Source organism: Caballeronia sp. S22 (assembly GCF_964261745.1).
GTDB classification, from domain to species: Bacteria; Pseudomonadota; Gammaproteobacteria; order Burkholderiales; family Burkholderiaceae; genus Caballeronia; species Caballeronia jiangsuensis.
Genome location: NZ_OZ180040.1, coordinates 551,037 through 567,849, shown reverse-complemented (window position 1 = coordinate 567,849; position 16,813 = coordinate 551,037). Strand labels below are relative to the sequence as shown.

General features: G+C 60.2%; 19 protein-coding genes and 2 pseudogenes. 10 read left to right on the top strand and 11 right to left on the bottom strand.

Going from position 1 to position 16,813, the window contains the following annotated elements; translation table 11 throughout:
• Positions 1–11 precede the first annotated feature (11 nt).
• Positions 12–626: pseudogene (locus ACEN42_RS41075) on the bottom strand (DeoR/GlpR family DNA-binding transcription regulator).
• A gap of 402 nt (positions 627–1,028) precedes the next feature.
• Here ACEN42_RS41075 and ACEN42_RS41070 point away from each other — a divergent pair.
• Both ACEN42_RS41070 and ACEN42_RS41065 read left to right on the top strand, forming a co-directional pair.
• The gene (locus tag ACEN42_RS41070) at positions 1,029–2,426 is read left to right on the top strand and encodes a sigma 54-interacting transcriptional regulator (RefSeq protein WP_371884683.1); all 1,398 of its coding nucleotides are present in this window, start codon (positions 1,029–1,031) and stop codon (positions 2,424–2,426) included.
• A gap of 188 nt (positions 2,427–2,614) precedes the next feature.
• Positions 2,615–2,722, top strand: a pseudogene (locus ACEN42_RS41065) (diguanylate cyclase domain-containing protein); the annotation flags it as partial.
• 133 nt (positions 2,723–2,855) lie between these two features.
• Here ACEN42_RS41065 and ACEN42_RS41060 read toward each other — a convergent pair.
• Both ACEN42_RS41060 and ACEN42_RS41055 read right to left on the bottom strand, forming a co-directional pair.
• Positions 2,856–3,344: a hypothetical protein gene (locus tag ACEN42_RS41060; RefSeq protein WP_371882818.1), complete on the bottom strand. Its 489-nt coding sequence runs from the start codon at positions 3,342–3,344 to the stop codon at positions 2,856–2,858.
• 14 nt (positions 3,345–3,358) lie between these two features.
• Entirely contained in the window at positions 3,359–3,421 is a 63-nt protein-coding gene (locus ACEN42_RS41055; protein ID WP_371884682.1) for a hypothetical protein, read from the bottom strand.
• Positions 3,422–3,533: 112 nt separating this feature from the next.
• Between ACEN42_RS41055 and ACEN42_RS41050 the strand changes: the two genes are divergently transcribed.
• The 4 genes from ACEN42_RS41050 (at position 3,534) to ACEN42_RS41035 (ending at position 6,384) form a co-directional block, all read left to right on the top strand.
• Positions 3,534–3,953, top strand: coding sequence for an IS66 family insertion sequence element accessory protein TnpA (locus tag ACEN42_RS41050; RefSeq protein ID WP_371882815.1), 420 nt, complete (start codon positions 3,534–3,536; stop codon positions 3,951–3,953).
• 44 nt (positions 3,954–3,997) lie between these two features.
• The gene (gene tnpB, locus ACEN42_RS41045) at positions 3,998–4,294 is read left to right on the top strand and encodes an IS66 family insertion sequence element accessory protein TnpB (RefSeq protein WP_371882816.1); all 297 of its coding nucleotides are present in this window, start codon (positions 3,998–4,000) and stop codon (positions 4,292–4,294) included.
• Positions 4,295–4,357: 63 nt separating this feature from the next.
• Positions 4,358–5,881, top strand: coding sequence for an IS66 family transposase (locus tag ACEN42_RS41040; protein WP_371882817.1), 1,524 nt, complete (start codon positions 4,358–4,360; stop codon positions 5,879–5,881).
• Complete coding sequence (locus tag ACEN42_RS41035) at positions 5,803–6,384, top strand: hypothetical protein (RefSeq protein WP_371884081.1); 582 nt, start codon at positions 5,803–5,805, stop codon at positions 6,382–6,384. Before ACEN42_RS41040 ends, ACEN42_RS41035 begins: the two co-directional genes overlap by 79 nt.
• On the opposite strand, the gene ACEN42_RS41030 is transcribed toward ACEN42_RS41035, so the two are convergent.
• The 3 genes from ACEN42_RS41030 to ACEN42_RS41020 all read right to left on the bottom strand — a co-directional run bounded on the left by ACEN42_RS41030 (position 6,287) and on the right by ACEN42_RS41020 (position 8,682).
• Complete coding sequence (locus tag ACEN42_RS41030; protein WP_371884080.1) at positions 6,287–7,858, bottom strand: IS66 family transposase; 1,572 nt, start codon at positions 7,856–7,858, stop codon at positions 6,287–6,289. The genes ACEN42_RS41035 and ACEN42_RS41030 overlap by 98 nt on opposite strands.
• 63 nt (positions 7,859–7,921) lie before the next feature.
• Entirely contained in the window at positions 7,922–8,218 is a 297-nt protein-coding gene (tnpB, locus tag ACEN42_RS41025) for an IS66 family insertion sequence element accessory protein TnpB (RefSeq protein WP_371882816.1), read from the bottom strand.
• Between the two features lie 44 nt (positions 8,219–8,262).
• Complete coding sequence (locus tag ACEN42_RS41020) at positions 8,263–8,682, bottom strand: IS66 family insertion sequence element accessory protein TnpA (RefSeq protein ID WP_371882815.1); 420 nt, start codon at positions 8,680–8,682, stop codon at positions 8,263–8,265.
• Positions 8,683–8,996: 314 nt separating this feature from the next.
• On the opposite strand from ACEN42_RS41020, the gene ACEN42_RS41015 reads away from it, so the two are divergent.
• On the top strand, positions 8,997–9,557 hold the full coding sequence (locus ACEN42_RS41015) for a hypothetical protein (RefSeq protein ID WP_371884079.1): 561 nt from the start codon (positions 8,997–8,999) through the stop codon (positions 9,555–9,557).
• 342 nt (positions 9,558–9,899) lie between these two features.
• Here the strand turns inward: ACEN42_RS41015 and ACEN42_RS41010 are convergent, their stop codons facing one another.
• Positions 9,900–10,826, bottom strand: coding sequence for a hypothetical protein (locus tag ACEN42_RS41010; RefSeq protein WP_371884078.1), 927 nt, complete (start codon positions 10,824–10,826; stop codon positions 9,900–9,902).
• A 727-nt stretch (positions 10,827–11,553) separates the two neighbouring features.
• Between ACEN42_RS41010 and ACEN42_RS41005 the strand changes: the two genes are divergently transcribed.
• Positions 11,554–12,582 carry a lipid II flippase MurJ gene (locus ACEN42_RS41005; RefSeq protein WP_371884077.1) on the top strand — a complete coding sequence of 343 codons (1,029 nt, stop codon included), beginning with the start codon at positions 11,554–11,556 and terminating at the stop codon, positions 12,580–12,582.
• A gap of 141 nt (positions 12,583–12,723) precedes the next feature.
• Here ACEN42_RS41005 and ACEN42_RS41000 read toward each other — a convergent pair whose 3' ends face one another.
• The 3 genes from ACEN42_RS41000 to ACEN42_RS40990 all read right to left on the bottom strand — a co-directional run bounded on the left by ACEN42_RS41000 (position 12,724) and on the right by ACEN42_RS40990 (position 14,411).
• Complete coding sequence (locus ACEN42_RS41000) at positions 12,724–13,146, bottom strand: PaaI family thioesterase (RefSeq protein ID WP_371884076.1); 423 nt, start codon at positions 13,144–13,146, stop codon at positions 12,724–12,726.
• Between the two features lie 149 nt (positions 13,147–13,295).
• Complete coding sequence (locus ACEN42_RS40995; RefSeq protein WP_371884075.1) at positions 13,296–13,760, bottom strand: SRPBCC family protein; 465 nt, start codon at positions 13,758–13,760, stop codon at positions 13,296–13,298.
• An 18-nt stretch (positions 13,761–13,778) separates the two neighbouring features.
• On the bottom strand, positions 13,779–14,411 hold the full coding sequence (locus ACEN42_RS40990; RefSeq protein ID WP_371884074.1) for a LysE/ArgO family amino acid transporter: 633 nt from the start codon (positions 14,409–14,411) through the stop codon (positions 13,779–13,781).
• Between the two features lie 94 nt (positions 14,412–14,505).
• Between ACEN42_RS40990 and ACEN42_RS40985 the strand changes: the two genes are divergently transcribed.
• The gene (locus tag ACEN42_RS40985) at positions 14,506–14,970 is read left to right on the top strand and encodes an Lrp/AsnC family transcriptional regulator (RefSeq protein ID WP_371884073.1); all 465 of its coding nucleotides are present in this window, start codon (positions 14,506–14,508) and stop codon (positions 14,968–14,970) included.
• Between the two features lie 66 nt (positions 14,971–15,036).
• Here the strand turns inward: ACEN42_RS40985 and ACEN42_RS40980 are convergent, their stop codons facing one another.
• Positions 15,037–15,768, bottom strand: coding sequence for an MBL fold metallo-hydrolase (locus ACEN42_RS40980; RefSeq protein WP_371884072.1), 732 nt, complete (start codon positions 15,766–15,768; stop codon positions 15,037–15,039).
• Positions 15,769–16,145: 377 nt separating this feature from the next.
• On the opposite strand from ACEN42_RS40980, the gene ACEN42_RS40975 reads away from it, so the two are divergent.
• Positions 16,146–16,712 (top strand): DUF6484 domain-containing protein, encoded by a 567-nt coding sequence (locus tag ACEN42_RS40975; RefSeq protein WP_371884071.1) that lies wholly within the window; start codon positions 16,146–16,148, stop codon positions 16,710–16,712.
• Positions 16,713–16,813 lie beyond the last annotated feature (101 nt).

Below are 16,813 nucleotides of genomic sequence, written 5' to 3'. Positions count from 1 at the left end.
TATAACAACGATCATTCTGTTGCCACCGAAGCTTGCCGGAGGATGTACGGCCCCGCAAGGTGGTTACCTATGCGACGAATACGGCGTCCCCTCGCCGCAATGGTCTCTTTCATTTCGGGCGGTAGCGGCTTGTCGGTGAACAGCTTGTCGATCTGTTCAAGATGACCTTGCCGAACGAGCGCTCGGCCGTCCCATCTTCGTATGATCGGTGACGAGAAACACTGTGCGCGCATGCTCCATAATCGCCTGTGCGACGCGAATCTCGCGTGTGTCGAAATCGCGCAAGGTGCCGTCGGTTTCAATTCCCGACGTGCCAATCACTGCGAAATCGACGCGAAATTAGCGGATGAAGTCGATCGCCATCTCCCCGACGATGCCCTTGTCCCACGGCCGCACGCGACGAGCGACGCGATACGCCGCTTCTCGTCGTGGCAAATCTGTTTGGGCGCGCTGTACGCGACGTTTTCCGTGCTCGAAGGCATGGTCACGCCGCCGTGGAAGCGCCGCAGCAGGTCCATGTCCGCGAACCAGTTCACATCGCGGCGGATGGTCTGCGGCGTCACCTGAAACGCGGTCGCGAGTTCGTCCACGGTCAAGTACCCTTCTCGCCTCACGCGTTCGAGCAGTTCCTGTTGACGGGCGTTGAGTGCGACTGGGAGGGTTGTTCATGATCGATGAAGCCAGTTCGGCATAGAAGATTTGCCGTGAGCGGCCGCAAAACGAACTCGAACTTTCTGCACACTTCTCGGCACATTACCGGCCTTGCGTCGGATAACAAAGTCCGGATGCATGGCCGCAATCCTTACCTTCACTCCCGGGTAGCCGGCGGCATGCGTGTGCATTGCAATAATACCCGACTACCGAAACGGCAGCGGAGCGAAAGGTAAAAAGTCCGTCTAAACGATTAATCGACCTGCCTTGAATGATTTAAAGATTAAAACCATGTTTAACGTTTGCGCGCGTTTCCCGTTTTCTGATGCGAATGCATAATTGCTGGATAGTTCATAAAAATGACGAGAGAAAAAGGCATGATCGGGGAATGTCGCGACCTTTGGTATGTGGGCCAAGACGTGCCCGCAGACTTGCGCTCTGCACTAGAAAAGCGTCGATGGTCCATCGACTTGGTACAACCGAATAGGGGTTGCAAGACAGGCCGCCGAGACGGACGCGTCGGCGCTGGCATAGTGGATCTTTCAGGCGTTCGGATTCCGCAGGACTTGCGTGCTATCGAGCAGTTGCTCGGCAGTTCGCATGTGGGATGGGTAGCAACTGGCTACCCCGAACAGATCAATGACGCCGTGGTGCCCCAACTCATCCGCAACTACTGCTTCGATTATGTGACGCTGCCGACGTCAAACGAACGGATCGTCAATGCGGTCGGTCACGCGCACGGCATGATGAAGCTACACGATAAAGCGTCACACGGTGCGCGCCCGGCTGCTGAGGAGCACGGTATAGGCGGAATGATTGGCTCCTGCGAGGCGATGCTCGAGCTCTTCCGGTCGATCCGCAAGGTCGCGGTGACCGATGCACCAGTCTTCATCTCCGGCGAATCGGGGACCGGCAAGGAACTGACGGCCTCTGCAATTCACCAACGGTCGGCGCGGCGCGATCAGCCGTTCGTCGCGATCAACTGCGGCGCGATCCCGCCGCACCTGCTGCAGTCGGAACTGTTCGGCTACGAGCGCGGCGCATTCACGGGCGCCCACCAACGCAAGATCGGCCGGGTCGAAGCGGCCAACGGCGGCACGCTTTTTCTCGACGAAATCGGCGACCTGCCGCTCGAAAGCCAAGCGAGCCTGCTGCGCTTCCTTCAGGAGCGCAAGGTGGAACGTCTCGGCGGCCACGGCTCGACGCCCGTTGACGTGCGCATTATATCGGCGACTCACGTTGACATGCAGACGGCGATGATGGAAGGACGTTTCCGGGCCGACCTTTATCACCGTCTTTGCGTGCTGCGGGTCAACGAACCGCCGCTCAGGGAGCGCGGCAAGGACATCGAGCTAATCGCCCATCACATGCTCGAGCGCTTCAAAAAGGACGCGCGCCGGTGTGTGCGCGGCTTCTCCCCTTGCGCGATTGCGGTGCTCCACACATATAAGTGGCCGGGCAACGTGCGTGAACTCATCAACCGCGTGCGCCGAGCCATCGTGATGTCTGATGGGCGTCAGATCACCGCCCGGGATCTGGAACTCGGTGAACACGCCGAAGCTGAACCAATCTCACTCGAACAAGCACGCAGAGCAGCCGAACGGCGAGCGATCGAAATGGCTCTGCTGCGTCATCGGGGCCGGCTCGGAGAGGCCGCTAACGAGCTCGGTATCGCTCGCGTGACCCTCTACCGCTTGTTAAACGCACACGATCTGCGCCCCGAAGCGCTCGATGAACGGGATAGCCCTTCGTGTTCCAGGCAGTCGGCAGCTTGAGGCATGACGAGGAACTTCAAACACGTGAGTTAAAAGGCGCTGTCTTCGATTCGGCGTGGTCTGAGCCGACTGCGAGGACCGCGCGGGGTCGAAATAGAGTCAAGCAGACTGCGCCGCCTGCTATTTTCACGAGCGCTAACGTACAGTGAGGACACGGCGTCCGTTGGATCGGAGTGGGCATGGCAACCGTGTGGCGCCGGGCGCCTCGTACACGCAGCGCGCTCTCCCTGCTGTTTGTCGACAACATCGACCGGTTCAAGGCCTACAACGACACCTACGGCCACCAGGCCGGGGACAAATTCGTGGTGGTACTGAAGAAGGCGCCGTTTTCGGCGACAGTTTGCCGCTGAATTTCGGAATGCGGGATCAGTGACGCGCTTGGCTCGATTTTCGTATCCGTCAGCGCATCCCGTGTTGACAGGGCTTCAATCAAATATCGAGGATTTTCCGTAATAGACCGTACGAGACGCGCCAGTGTCCTTCGGAGTCTGTCACGGCGATCGACGCCGTTTTGGCGTTCAGCCTGACGACGGTGCCGACACGCTCGTTTAGATGCTTGTCGGTGAATCCCACGGTGTCGCCGATGAAGAACTCTTCGGGACGCGGGCGCGGTGGCGGCGCTTCCTTTTGAATTGGGGCTGCGGTGGCATCGAGGAGAATCGCCGCATACGACACTGCCCATCGGCGTCGAGTCACGTTGTCCTGTACGACCGCTTGCGTATGTCGCAGCTCGGTGATAGTGCCTTCCGAAGGGGGTCCCAACGGATTGTCACCGATGTATCTGACGGTCATGCCGATGTGCAGTCGTTGACGGACTTCGAGAATGCGTCGGGGGTCATCGAGCATTTTGCCGATGGTCAGATAGAGGCGATACAACTCGGCGCTGGGCGCCTGCCGAAGGGAATCCAGAATGTCCATAAATGTCGGGGTAGCTAGCGGGCAAGCGGCAGCAGTTCGTGCACGCGATTGACGGAATACGACGGCAACTTCTCCAGTGTTTCCTTCAGCCATGCATACGGTTCGAAACGTATCCGTCAGCGCAACCCGTCTTGAGTGTCCGAGTGCACGATGCGAAGGTTTCGGCATCGTGGTGATTGGAGTGGTGCGATGGACGACGACGTGATGGGGAGAACTGCCGTGCGAACGGGCGCTCGGCGCCCCCGCCAAGGCGAGGCGTTCTGGCGAGAGATGGTGGCAGCATGGAAGATGAGCGGCGTTGGCACTCGGCGCTTCTGCCGCGAACAAGGCCTGGCCGTCAGCACTTTCGGGTTGTGGCGCAAGAAGTTTACGGGCGAGACGCCTGCAACGATTCCGCTGGCTGTGACGGCCGACGCCGCGTTTGTCGTCGCTCGCCTCGAAGGTGAGCCTGCGGCGACACCATCAACTGCGTCGGCCGATACGTCATCGTTGTCAACGCGTGATCGCGTCACCTTATCGATCGCCGGCGTTCGCATCGAAATGAGCGGCGTGCATGCGGAGCGCATTGTGCGCTTCGTGCTCGGACAGCTTGGCGGTACACGGTGCTGATCGCCGCTGACGTTCGAGCTTACATATGCCGCGAGCCGGTCGACATGCGCAAGTCGATCGACACACTGTCGTATCTGGTCGAACCGCTGCTTGCGCAGAAGCCAAGTTCAGGCAACTTGTTCGTGTTCGTCGGCCGTGACCGCAAGAAGGTGAAGTGTCTCTATTGGGACCGTACCGGCTTCGCGCTTTGGTACAAGCGGCTCGAACTTGGGCATTTTCCATCGCCCGCGGCATTGGCACAGCGCGGTTTCACGCTCGCAGAGCTCAATGCATGGCTTGAAGGTATAGAGATTCCGGCGCGCGAACCTCATCGCGCCGTCGCCGTGACGCGCGTTGCGTAAGCGCCTGAATCGCGCGTAATTCAGGGCTGGCGACGCTTGTAAACGTCGCAAGAGTTGGGCATCATGGTTGACATGTTGCCCGCCGCCGTCACTGCCGGGGATCTGCCACTGGAGCTCGAGGCGCTGCAAGCCTTCGCACTCGAACAGAACCGGCTCGCATGCGTGTTGTGGGAGCAACTGGAGAGCCTTCAGCATCAGATCGCACAACTCAATCGCGCACGCTTCGGCGCGAGTTCTGAGCGCCTGGCGGGTCAGGCCGAGTTGTTTGACGCTGCCTTAGATATTCCCGTTCCTCCCGAGCCGGCGAAGGTTCAAGTCACGGGGCACACCCGGAAGGGACGCCCCGCGTTGCCAAAGGACTTGCCACGCACGCGCATCGAATATGACTTGAGCGACGAGCAGAAGGCCGCATTCGACGCGCTTGAGCGCATCGGCGAAGAGCGTAGCGAGACGCTGCACTACGAGCCATCAAGGCTCACGGTCATCGAACATATCCGTTTCAAGTATGCAGCGAAGAAGGATGGCGAGTCGACCATCGTGACGGCGAGCGCTCAACCTTCGCCGCTGCCCAAGAGTAACGCGAGCGCGAGTCTGCTCGCGAACATCCTGGTCAACACCTACGTCGATCATCTCCCGTTGAATCGGCAGGAGATGCGCTATGCGCGCCGTGGCATTCACCTGCCGCGGGCCACGCTGTGCGAATGGAAGCTGGCCGCAGCAGAATTGCTCGCTGCGCTTATGCCACCGCTGCGTGCGCATCAGTTGCAGGCGCCGCGCATGCACGTCGACGACACGACACTGCCTTTGCTTGAGAAGGGCCGCAAGACCACCCGCACTGCTCGATTATGGGGCTATCTGGGTGCGGGCCAACGCGAGGAGAACGGCGTTTGGGTAGATCACCCTCCGGCGGTCGTGTTCGAGTTCGCTGAATCACGCGCGGGCTCGCATCCGCAGGGTTACCTACGAACTTACAAGGGCTACTTGCAGGCCGACGCATACAGCGGGCACGAGGCCCTCTACGAAACCGGCGACATCATCGCGGTCGGTTGTTGGGCGCATTGCCGCCGTCGGTTCTTTGAAATCGCCAAGACCCAAAGCAAGCCGGGACTCGCGGCACAGGCGCTGCAATGGATCGCCCAGCTATACGCCATTGAGTCGCGAATCAACCATCAGACCCCTGACCGCAAATACGCGGCGCGGCAAGCGGAGGCATTGCCGGTACTGGCGAAGTTCCGTCAATGGCTGGAAGGCAACGCCATCGGTTTGCCGACTCAGGCACCGCTCGCCAAAGCGTTTGGCTACGCGCTACGTCATTGGCAAGCGCTGATTCGCTACACTGAGAGCGGTGTTCTGTTACCGGACAACAACGCGTTGGAACGGCAAATCCGGCCGATTGCTCTTGGAAGAGTCAACTGGACCTTCGCGGGCTCGCCGCGAGGCGCTCGTGCGACGGCCACCATGTATTCGTTGCTTGGCACGGCTCGCTTAAACGGTTTCGAACCGTATGCATGGCTGAAGGAAACACTGGAGAAGTTGCCGTCGTATTCCGTCAATCGCGTGCACGAACTGCTGCCGCTTGCCCGCTAGCTACCCCGACATTTATGGACATTCTGGATTCCCTTCGGCAGGCGCCCAGCGCCGAGTTGTATCGCCTCTATCTGACCATCGGCAAAATGCTCGATGACCCCCGACGCATTCTCGAAGTCCGTCAACGACTGCACATCGGCATGACCGTCAGATACATCGGTGACAATCCGTTGGGACCCCCTTCGGAAGGCACTATCACCGAGCTGCGACATACGCAAGCGGTCGTACAGGACAACGTGACTCGACGCCGATGGGCAGTGTCGTATGCGGCGATTCTCCTCGATGCCACCGCAGCCCCAATTCAAAAGGAAGCGCCGCCACCGCGCCCGCGTCCCGAAGAGTTCTTCATCGGCGACACCGTGGGATTCACCGACAAGCATCTAAACGAGCGTGTCGGCACCGTCGTCAGGCTGAACGCCAAAACGGCGTCGATCGCCGTGACAGACTCCGAAGGACACTGGCGCGTCTCGTACGGTCTATTACGGAAAATCCTCGATATTTGATTGAAGCCCTGTCAACACGGGATGCGCTGACGGATACTTCGAAACCGTTTAAGCGAGCCGTGCCAAGCAACGAATACATGGTGGCCGTCGCACGAGCGCCTCGCGGCGAGCCCGCGAAGGTCCAGTTGACTCTTCCAAGAGCAATCGGCCGGATTTGCCGTTCCAACGCGTTGTTGTCCGGTAACAGAACACCGCTCTCAGTGTAGCGAATCAGCGCTTGCCAATGACGTAGCGCGTAGCCAAACGCTTTGGCGAGCGGTGCCTGAGTCGGCAAACCGATGGCGTTGCCTTCCAGCCATTGACGGAACTTCGCCAGTACCGGCAATGCCTCCGCTTGCCGCGCCGCGTATTTGCGGTCAGGGGTCTGATGGTTGATTCGCGACTCAATGGCGTATAGCTGGGCGATCCATTGCAGCGCCTGTGCCGCGAGTCCCGGCTTGCTTTGGGTCTTGGCGATTTCAAAGAACCGACGGCGGCAATGCGCCCAACAACCGACCGCGATGATGTCGCCGGTTTCGTAGAGGGCCTCGTGCCCGCTGTATGCGTCGGCCTGCAAGTAGCCCTTGTAAGTTCGTAGGTAACCCTGCGGATGCGAGCCCGCGCGTGATTCAGCGAACTCGAACACGACCGCCGGAGGGTGATCTACCCAAACGCCGTTCTCCTCGCGTTGGCCCGCACCCAGATAGCCCCATAATCGAGCAGTGCGGGTGGTCTTGCGGCCCTTCTCAAGCAAAGGCAGTGTCGTGTCGTCGACGTGCATGCGCGGCGCCTGCAACTGATGCGCACGCAGCGGTGGCATAAGCGCAGCGAGCAATTCTGCTGCGGCCAGCTTCCATTCGCACAGCGTGGCCCGCGGCAGGTGAATGCCACGGCGCGCATAGCGCATCTCCTGCCGATTCAACGGGAGATGATCGACGTAGGTGTTGACCAGGATGTTCGCGAGCAGACTCGCGCTCGCGTTACTCTTGGGCAGCGGCGAAGGTTGAGCGCTCGCCGTCACGATGGTCGACTCGCCATCCTTCTTCGCTGCATACTTGAAACGGATATGTTCGATGACCGTGAGCCTTGATGGCTCGTAGTGCAGCGTCTCGCTACGCTCTTCGCCGATGCGCTCAAGCGCGTCGAATGCGGCCTTCTGCTCGTCGCTCAAGTCATATTCGATGCGCGTGCGTGGCAAGTCCTTTGGCAACGCGGGGCGTCCCTTCCGGGTGTGCCCCGTGACTTGAACCTTCGCCGGCTCGGGAGGAACGGGAATATCTAAGGCAGCGTCAAACAACTCGGCCTGACCCGCCAGGCGCTCAGAACTCGCGCCGAAGCGTGCGCGATTGAGTTGTGCGATCTGATGCTGAAGGCTCTCCAGTTGCTCCCACAACACGCATGCGAGCCGGTTCTGTTCGAGTGCGAAGGCTTGCAGCGCCTCGAGCTCCAGTGGCAGATCCCCGGCAGTGACGGCGGCGGGCAACATGTCAACCATGATGCCCAACTCTTGCGACGTTTACAAGCGTCGCCAGCCCTGAATTACGCGCGATTCAGGCGCTTACGCAACGCGCGTCACGGCGACGGCGCGATGAGGTTCGCGCGCCGGAATCTCTATACCTTCAAGCCATGCATTGAGCTCTGCGAGCGTGAAACCGCGCTGTGCCAATGCCGCGGGCGATGGAAAATGCCCAAGTTCGAGCCGCTTGTACCAAAGCGCGAAGCCGGTACGGTCCCAATAGAGACACTTCACCTTCTTGCGGTCACGGCCGACGAACACGAACAAGTTGCCTGAACTTGGCTTCTGCGCAAGCAGCGGTTCGACCAGATACGACAGTGTGTCGATCGACTTGCGCATGTCGACCGGCTCGCGGCATATGTAAGCTCGAACGTCAGCGGCGATCAGCACCGTGTACCGCCAAGCTGTCCGAGCACGAAGCGCACAATGCGCTCCGCATGCACGCCGCTCATTTCGATGCGAACGCCGGCGATCGATAAGGTGACGCGATCACGCGTTGACAACGATGACGTATCGGCCGACGCAGTTGATGGTGTCGCCGCAGGCTCACCTTCGAGGCGAGCGACGACAAACGCGGCGTCGGCCGTCACAGCCAGCGGAATCGTTGCAGGCGTCTCGCCCGTAAACTTCTTGCGCCACAACCCGAAAGTGCTGACGGCCAGGCCTTGTTCGCGGCAGAAGCGCCGAGTGCCAACGCCGCTCATCTTCCATGCTGCCACCATCTCTCGCCAGAACGCCTCGCCTTGGCGGGGGCGCCGAGCGCCCGTTCGCACGGCAGTTCTCCCCATCACGTCGTCGTCCATCGCACCACTCCAATCACCACGATGCCGAAACCTTCGCATCGTGCACTCGGACACTCAAGACGGGTTGCGCTGACGGATACCGATTTTCTTGCCCTGATGGGCCGTGCAAGTGGGTCTCTCGACCGACTTTGGGCCCTCGTTGACGCACCTGTCTCGCGGCTCATGTAGATGTGACTCAACGCCAGAGCGGTGAAGGCACGCGTGGCGTTCTTCGCCAGGCCGCGATAGCGCACTTTGACGAAACCCCACCGCCGCTTGACTGCCGCAGCCGCCCGCCGCCCGCCGCTCGCGGGCGTCGCTGCGTTAAAATTCCGATGCCAGCCATTCTCCGCTTCTCTGCCCAGCTTTCCATGCCTCGCAGCGCCGACCGAACAACACGAACGCCGGGCAAGCCGGCCGGTTCCCGCCGTCCGATGACTCGCTCAATGTTGTTGCCCCTACCCGCGGCAACAACAGAGAAGATGTCGCTGCAGTTTCATCTCGCGCTGGCGGCCTGCCGTAAAGCAGGTAATGGAAATTCATACCAGTTCAATGACCTGTTGCGCGCCCTGTACATCACGCACCACCTACAGGAAATGGGCTTTGGCTCCCTACCAATGCAGGTGTTCGCGTGCGCCGAGTTTGGGATGAATGCGGCATTGTCAAAGCGAAAGCAGAACCAAGCCTGGTTCGTCGACGCGCGGACGGCATCGCTGCTCGAACAAATCTTGGCGTTGCACGACTGCCAGTTAGGCGCAATCCGAATGAAGGACCTGACGGCGGCGATTGAACAGCTCGAACGCTTCATTCGCAGCCAAAGGGCGTCTCCGCTGTCCGACGAACTTCGCGCCGAGGCACGCAAACTCGCAGCCGAGTGGCCAAGTGAGGCGGAGTGACGGCGGCCGGCAAAGAGAATTGATCTATTGCATTCCTAACAAATAACGTTAAGACCGCGTTATGTCAAGCATCGCCCCGCAACGAGCGGGGCCAACAGGCCCGGCGCGTAGTGCGCGTACTGTCAAGAGTCTGTCATCAGCGTCGACGTGTTCTCGCCAGTGACTGGTTCGCCCAACATGCACCGGCAGGTGTTCGTGATCAGCGTTGCACGAAATCCCGCAGTGTGTCAGTGGGTCACACGTAAGCCTTCTTTTGGTCGAGATTGTTTGCAACATGACCACATGAAGCTGTCGCCCAGAACACATTTGCAAATGTAAATGCTCCACTCGTCTCTCAACACGTCACCCGATAGTGAAGCGCCACTTCAGGCTAGCCGCACGTGCAGCAGGATCAAACAAACGTTGGATCGAATCCTTATCGTCGCGACCGAGGCGCCCCCAAGTAGACCATTCGTTAGGCTTAGCGGTTACGTCAAAGCCCGCTGGCACGCTGATACCAATCACATCAGCAATGAGGTATCGCTCGTGAAAGTCATCCCAGAAGAAGACATCTGCCGCCAGATTTTGGGCTGCAAGAGAAATGCTCAGTGATGAGTAGGCTGCCTTCCAATCGGCCTCGGTAGGAAACGTTCGCGCCGGCCCGTCGCCTTTGCAAAAGCTGCGATGAATTTCAATTCGGGGCTTGACCGCCCGTCCAGCGAGCGGTGCGAGCAACTGAATAAATTTGCGATAGTTGTGGCTGCTGGGATCAAGATTCGGATCGGTGAACATCAGCGAGTTGGCTTGCAATAACACTCGACGGAGCACGCGCAGATATTCAGCTGTTTTGCGATCTACCGTCGCAGAAGGACTACGGCTTTGCCACCACGGGGTGCCGGTCAATTTTTCAATCGACGCGACTTCATTCTGCGCGAAGTTCTGCTTGGTAGTGTGGCCAGCGATGATGCCGGTCAGTGCGTCTACTGCTGACGTGCCCAGCCCCTCCAGGCACCAGTCGGATGCTGTTGCAGGGTCAGTGGCAATGTGGTGGGGAAAACGGCAAAGCCGGTTGCTCTGTGCGAGCTTCTTGACTATCTCCTTGCAAAGCCGATGCAGGCTCCCCGAATTCGCCATGCAAAAGCGACTCCAGCCGCCATCACACAGGTCTCGAACCAACGCTTCTTGCAGCAGGGGCTCTTTCAGGTGTGGCAGGCACATCTCGATGAACGCGGCGTTAGCGTATGCGGCCGGATCGAAAACGTCTGGAACAATGGCGTATTCCTCAAGCATCGCCGAATTGCTCCCTCAAACCTTCTTCGAAGAACCCCCCGGGCCATGACTTGACCAGCTCACCCAATTCGTTGAGGGGCATCTCACGAACGATGCTTCGCATAGACGACGCACTCGAGATGGCGGAGCAAACCGAAGTCTAATAAGTCTTGGCCGGCGAGCGGGCGCTTGCCGGCCAGCTTGAGTCATTCAGGGCTTCAGGAAAGCTGTCAATCAACCGCCTGCTGTCCAGCCGAAACCCGTCACCGCCATCCGATGCGGTGTCGGATACTCCGCGTCGCCGTGTCCGCTGATTCGCGAAGAGCGCGGTGAGTGTTCTGCCTCGACAAGATTAGCGGCCTCCGTTGCTTGTATGTGATTGCAGGCGCTGTGTGGGCTTGAGCGCCTTGGCGCCGCCACATCGCTTCTCACGGCTGTTCCGCTCCGGCAGTCATCTCAGCGCGGCCGCGAATGAATATACCGTTCGTTCGCGGCTTTACAAGACTCTCACGCGTCCCTATCGCAAGCAAACGTCAGAGGAAAGATCGGACTCCTCGCGCTTCCCGAACGGACAGCGCGCCGTGATCGACGTTGCCGGGTGCCTTGGCGAACAGTCGCGGCGCCTGTTTTCGTGCATGTTCGTTACTCTCACGCGAAAGCCGCCGGCCCTCGCGAATCTCATCGCATTGCGATTTCATCCGGACGTCGGGGCCACGCGACGAAAGGTTCCAACGCAGGAGGAGTACACGTGCTGAGCGCAGATGTGCAATCGGTAAGACGACGTCTCGGCGGCGTGCATCAGGATCACAAGCGAATCGCGAGAAGCGCGGCCGTCCTCCTGATATTCGTGATCGCCGGGAAATGCGTCGGCGCATCGAAGGAAATGGCGATCGCGTATCGCTACGGAATCAGCGGCACTGTCGACGCGTATCAGTTCGCGCTCACGCTCGTCACCTGGCTGCCCACGATGCTCACGAACGAGTTGGCGGTGCTGCTCGTTCCCGCGCTCGTCTCGCTTAAGGAGGACAGGTCCCAGCGCGATGGCTTTCTCGGCGAGCTCGAAGGCGTCGGGCTCGTCCTCGGCCTCGCCTCCTCGCTCCTGCTCTGGTTTTGCTGGCCTTATCTCGCCGGTGTGATCGCGGGCAGTCTCGCGGAATCGACCCGCGACATGTGCCGGGCGATGATCATCAGCATGACGCCGGTCGGCGTGCTGACGTTCACGATCTGCATCTCGTCGTCGCGCCTGCAGGCTTCGGGCAAGCACATCAATACGTTGCTGGAATGCGTGCCGGCCATCGGCCTGTTGGTCTTCGTGCTCGCCGCGCCCAATAACACGTCGATCATGCCGCTGGTCGCGGGAACGTCGCTCGGCTTCGTGGTCCAGGCCGCGTGGCTGCGCGTGCTGGCGAACCGCGCAGACACGATGCGCGCGCTGCCTCGCGTGTCGGCGCGCGCGAAGCAATGGCCGTCGACAATTCGCTCGATGGGCATGCTCGCGATCGGTTCGGTGGTGGCGAGTCTCTGGCTACCCATCGACCAGTATTTCATGGCGCAGCAAGGCGACGGCGCCATCGCGACGCTCGGCTACGCGAACCGGCTACTCTCGCTCGTGCTCAGCATGGGCGCGCTCGCGATCATGCGCGCGACCTTGCCGATTCTCGCGGAGATTCTCCAAGGTCAAAATAACTGGAACATACTGTTCACGATAGGTTTCATACCAAGTCTTAACAAAGTCCGGGGACTGATACACTGTTCCCCAGGAGCACGCTTCGTTTAGATCGAGCCATTGTTCTAGAAAGAAGGGATCAGAAACCAAATCGAATGCGCTTTTACCGCGCGAAAAGACGGTCGTTCTTTCATTTGATAACGTCTCCGATATCCGACTGAGCAGTCCTCGCAACAGTGGCGCTGTTGACCGTTACCGACGAAGGTTAGCCATTGTCGCCTGCATGATCGCAATCACCTTATGCTCGTCCCCGACTCCGGAAAACGCCCGCACTTTACCCGTGCACACGGTAAGGGTCTTGCCCGCGTTCTGTACTCGTCCGATAGCCAGAAAGCGCTCACCGACAGCTGGCCGCAAGAGATTAATCTTGAACTCTGCTGTGACCACATCAAAATCAGGCGCTAACTTCGTCAGCGCTGCATATCCGCATGCGCTGTCCAGAATGCTCGTCGTAGCGCCCGCATGGAGATAGCCATTTTGCTGAGATAGGTGACTTGAAAATGGCAGTCCGATCTGCACCTCCCCGTCTTTAACGAGGAGAAGCTGTGCACCGAGTGTCAGCATCAACCCCTGCGCGTTGAAGCTGTTGGCAGTTCGGGTGTGAAGATCGGCCATTGTCGTCAGTAAAAAAGTGGTTCGATGAACAGCGACTCCGCGACACTTATATGGTATCGAGTACTCAGACGACGGAGAACAGTCCTCGGATTCGACGGACGTCGATGTCGCCGAAACCATGAAGCTGCTGCAACCGCGAGCCGACCGTCTCAGCATATTGAAGCTGCCAGCAGCAACTCGCGACAAGCAGCGATCTTACGTGCCCAATCATCAATCATCGCAGCGAAGCGCTCGCCTTCGTAACCTTCGAGCGCCTGTTCGCCCGCAGCGTTCAGCGCTGTGAGCTCGTAGCTCACCCATACTTCGGTGCGCGCCTCGTCGAGTGCGACACAACGCACTTCGACACGACCGGTGCGCGAGGCCGGCGTGCAGCGCAAATAGCACGATCGGTGTGCCTTGCGGTCGAAGTCAGTCAGAGTCCAGATAGTCCGCTCATCACCCTGACCGGTGATGAACACCATACCGGCCTCTGTGCGGCCATCGCGGGGGTAGACGTAGACTGGCGCCCAGCCGTCGACCCACAGCTCCTCACCGGCCGGCGTGAAGAACATGAAGGCCTGATCGACCGCGGCGTCGACCACGATCCTGTGACTGACGTTCAGCCGGTGCGTCACGGGTTGATCCTCCGATGATCATACGATGAGCTGACCAAGCTGCCATAGCCCGAGTCCAGCCAGCAGTGCGGCAGAGCACAGGTTGACGGCGCGTTGCCAACGTTCGTCGAAACGGTCGCGCAACCGAGCCACACCGGCAGACAGGATCAACCACCATAGCGCCGAGCCCACCAGTACGCCGACCACCATCACCCAGGGCGACGCCGAAGGCGAGCGGCCTGCCAGTGCACCGAACACCGCCATGAACGAGAGGATGGTCGTCGGGTTCGACATCGTCAGTACGAAAGTGCCGGCCATATAGCGCAGCAGCGTGCTGGTCGGCGGTGAGGCATTCACGCTGCGCACCGCCGGCTTCGTGGCGATGCGCCAGGCAAGCCACAGCAGGAAGCCGCCACCGAACAGGCCCAGCCATAGCCTCAGGCTCAACAACCAGCCGATCAATCCGCTGACGCCAAACGCGCCGATGGCGCCGTACACCGCGTCGGCGAATGCCGCCCCCAATCCAGTGGCGAGCCCCGCAGGGCGGCAATGATCCAGCGTGCGCTGGATGGCCAGCAATCCTATCTGGCCGACCGGCGCAGCGATCGACAGCCCGATCAGTAGCGACTGGCCGAACAGCACGGGAATGGGTGACGACAAGATGAGATCCATGTCGGAGATTATCCGGCGGCATCGAAGGCTTGCACAGAATAAAACACCAATCGAAAATCTAGTTCATCTTCGATTTTTCAGGTGGAAGCCCGTCATGACCGAAGCACTGCAACTCGACGCCAAAGCCTGGGCGCTTCTGATGGCGCTACAGGACGATGGGCGCGCGCCCTTGAAGGCGCTGGCCCTTGCCGCGGGCTTGTCGGTGCCTGCAACGGTGGAACGACTCAAGCGCCTGAAGGACGCCGGCGTGGTGCGCTCCGTAGGCGCCGACCTGGATCCCGTGCAGCTCGGCTATGCCGTGCGCGCCATTGTCGGCATCACCGTGCAGCAGCCCGGCAAAAAGACGTTCCTCGACAAGCTGCGCCGCGCACCCGAGGTGCTGGAATGCCATCACGTCGCCGGTGCCGATTCCTACATCGTGACCGTGGTATCCCCCAGTCTCGAACAACTGGAGCGTTTTCTCGCCACCATCAACTCCTATGGCGAGACGCGGACCTCGATCGTCTTCTCTACCCCCATTCCGCGTCGCGGCCTGGTGGCGCCGGGTGCGTCGCGCTGAGTCTCCAACGTTCGCTTCGAGTACTCGCCGAGCATCGCCTGCGGGTTCAGCCGCACGGCGTCGAGACTAGGCGCGTTCGACGCTGTCGGCGAGCGCGCGCAACAAGGCCGCGCCATCGCCGTGCCAGGCGCTGCCGTGCATGCAGGCCAGCGTTGTCGGCTGCAATGCGGCAAGGCGTTCCAGCATGGAGCGGGCGTTTTTGGTGTGTGAGAAGTAATCCATCTCGTGACGGAACGCCTCGCTGGGTTCGAGGATATCGCCCTCGGTAAGCGGCGGGAGGTGCGAGCCGCCTTGGGTAAATAAATCGCCACAGAGAAGCGTCGCCGACGCGGTCTCCATGAGAAAGCCGCATTCCCACGCGTGCGGTAGATGCGGCGTATCGAGCCAGCGCACGCTGTGCTGGCCTAGCGAGATCGTCTCGTCATCATCCATCGCGCGTGGCGGTCGGTCGGCATAATCGCTGACCGAGACCATGGCCGCGACTTGGCCGCACAACGGCTCCGCATGCGGCGCGACCGCGAGAAACTCGTTGAGTGCGCCGCATTCGTCGGACTCGAAATGAGAGAAGCCGATATAGCGCAGACGATCGATCGATATGATGCGTTCGACTGCTTCACGGACGACCGGAAACAGCCTGCGCAGACCGGTATGAAATAGCAGGGGCTCGTCGTCGTCGATCAGATACTGGTTGAACGAAAAGCCACCCCCACCGGGAATCTCGACCGGCGTGGAGATCCGATAGATGCGTTCCGCAATCTCGTCGATCGTTGTGCCGCTCGAAAGGGACAGGCTCGGCATGATGCGCTCCTTTGCTGGACAACTTACGTAATCCGGGCTCGGTCAGATCGTCGATGCACGTGCGCCGATTTTCGGCCATCCGGGTATCGATGTCCATTGCCTCTAGGTCGATCACCGCATCATGCAAACGGAATGGCTTTTTGAATCTCCCCACGGGCGCGATCGATCGGAAGCACGCGATCCGAATCGGCCGTCGAGCCGAGCGGTTGCAGGGGGCAGTTGTGTAAGCGATGCAATCGCCTTGGCGAGGGGAATTGCGAGAGCCGTCACGCACGCAGCCCGAGCGTCGCGTTCAAAAGCGACGACGCCCGTTCGTTATGTATCCAGGGTGAAGGAGCCCAACTTCGATAAACGCAATCGACCGGCAGAGGCGACCCATGGATGTCACATGCAACCACCACGAGGCGTGTTCGGCTACATCCGACAACAATGCACCGCCGCAAAGCGGCGCTGCATCTGACCCGCTGCGCGCCCTGCTTGCAGCGCGGACGGCGCAACTTTGCAGCGAGCCATCGCCCGCCGTTGTCATTGGCGAACTGATTGCACTCGTGCAACAGGGCCGGGTGCCTCTCGTGTTCTACCCCGGCCAAAGTGACCATGCCGCGTTGCGTGCCGCTACGGTGGTCGATCTTCAGCGCGCTGATATCGGTCGCCGGGTCGTCCTCGTGTTCGACGAAGCGCGCGCGAGTCGTCCGATCGTTGTGGGCGTCCTGCGCGAGCACGACAGCGAAGGTTGGCCATCGACGCCCCCAGTCGGTAACGTGGAATTGGAAGCCGGCGGCATGCGGATGATCGTCAGCGCAAAACGCGAGCTCATCCTGCGCTGCGGCGAGGCCAGCATCAAGCTTCGTCACGACGGCCGCATCGAGATCAAGGGCGAAAACATTGTGACGGAGGCCATCGGCGCAAATCGGATTCGTGGCGGTTCGGTCGAAATGAACTGAACGGCGCGCACGGGCATGCAAATTCGTACATATCCGGCGACACGGCCGATTGGCTTCAGTCCACGGGAAATCTCGACGCGGGTCCTGCGTCACGTGGTCGA

Coding starts and splice junctions, on each gene's coding strand:
- ACEN42_RS40990 (WP_371884074.1), bottom strand. CDS start 14,411: ATGGATCTCATCTTGTCGTCACCCATTCCCGTGCTGTTCGGCCAGTCG.
- ACEN42_RS41020 (WP_371882815.1), bottom strand. CDS start 8,682: ATGGACGACGACGTGATGGGGAGAACTGCCGTGCGAACGGGCGCTCGG.
- ACEN42_RS41070 (WP_371884683.1), top strand. CDS start 1,029: ATGATCGGGGAATGTCGCGACCTTTGGTATGTGGGCCAAGACGTGCCC.
- tnpB (WP_371882816.1), top strand. CDS start 3,998: ATGCGCAAGTCGATCGACACACTGTCGTATCTGGTCGAACCGCTGCTT.
- ACEN42_RS41050 (WP_371882815.1), top strand. CDS start 3,534: ATGGACGACGACGTGATGGGGAGAACTGCCGTGCGAACGGGCGCTCGG.
- ACEN42_RS40975 (WP_371884071.1), top strand. CDS start 16,146: ATGGATGTCACATGCAACCACCACGAGGCGTGTTCGGCTACATCCGAC.
- ACEN42_RS41060 (WP_371882818.1), bottom strand. CDS start 3,344: ATGGACATTCTGGATTCCCTTCGGCAGGCGCCCAGCGCCGAGTTGTAT.
- ACEN42_RS41010 (WP_371884078.1), bottom strand. CDS start 10,826: ATGCTTGAGGAATACGCCATTGTTCCAGACGTTTTCGATCCGGCCGCA.
- tnpB (WP_371882816.1), bottom strand. CDS start 8,218: ATGCGCAAGTCGATCGACACACTGTCGTATCTGGTCGAACCGCTGCTT.
- ACEN42_RS41000 (WP_371884076.1), bottom strand. CDS start 13,146: ATGGCCGATCTTCACACCCGAACTGCCAACAGCTTCAACGCGCAGGGG.
- ACEN42_RS40980 (WP_371884072.1), bottom strand. CDS start 15,768: ATGCCGAGCCTGTCCCTTTCGAGCGGCACAACGATCGACGAGATTGCG.
- ACEN42_RS41015 (WP_371884079.1), top strand. CDS start 8,997: ATGCCAGCCATTCTCCGCTTCTCTGCCCAGCTTTCCATGCCTCGCAGC.
- ACEN42_RS41040 (WP_371882817.1), top strand. CDS start 4,358: ATGGTTGACATGTTGCCCGCCGCCGTCACTGCCGGGGATCTGCCACTG.
- ACEN42_RS41035 (WP_371884081.1), top strand. CDS start 5,803: ATGGCTGAAGGAAACACTGGAGAAGTTGCCGTCGTATTCCGTCAATCG.
- ACEN42_RS40985 (WP_371884073.1), top strand. CDS start 14,506: ATGACCGAAGCACTGCAACTCGACGCCAAAGCCTGGGCGCTTCTGATG.
- ACEN42_RS41030 (WP_371884080.1), bottom strand. CDS start 7,858: ATGGTTGACATGTTGCCCGCCGCCGTCACTGCCGGGGATCTGCCACTG.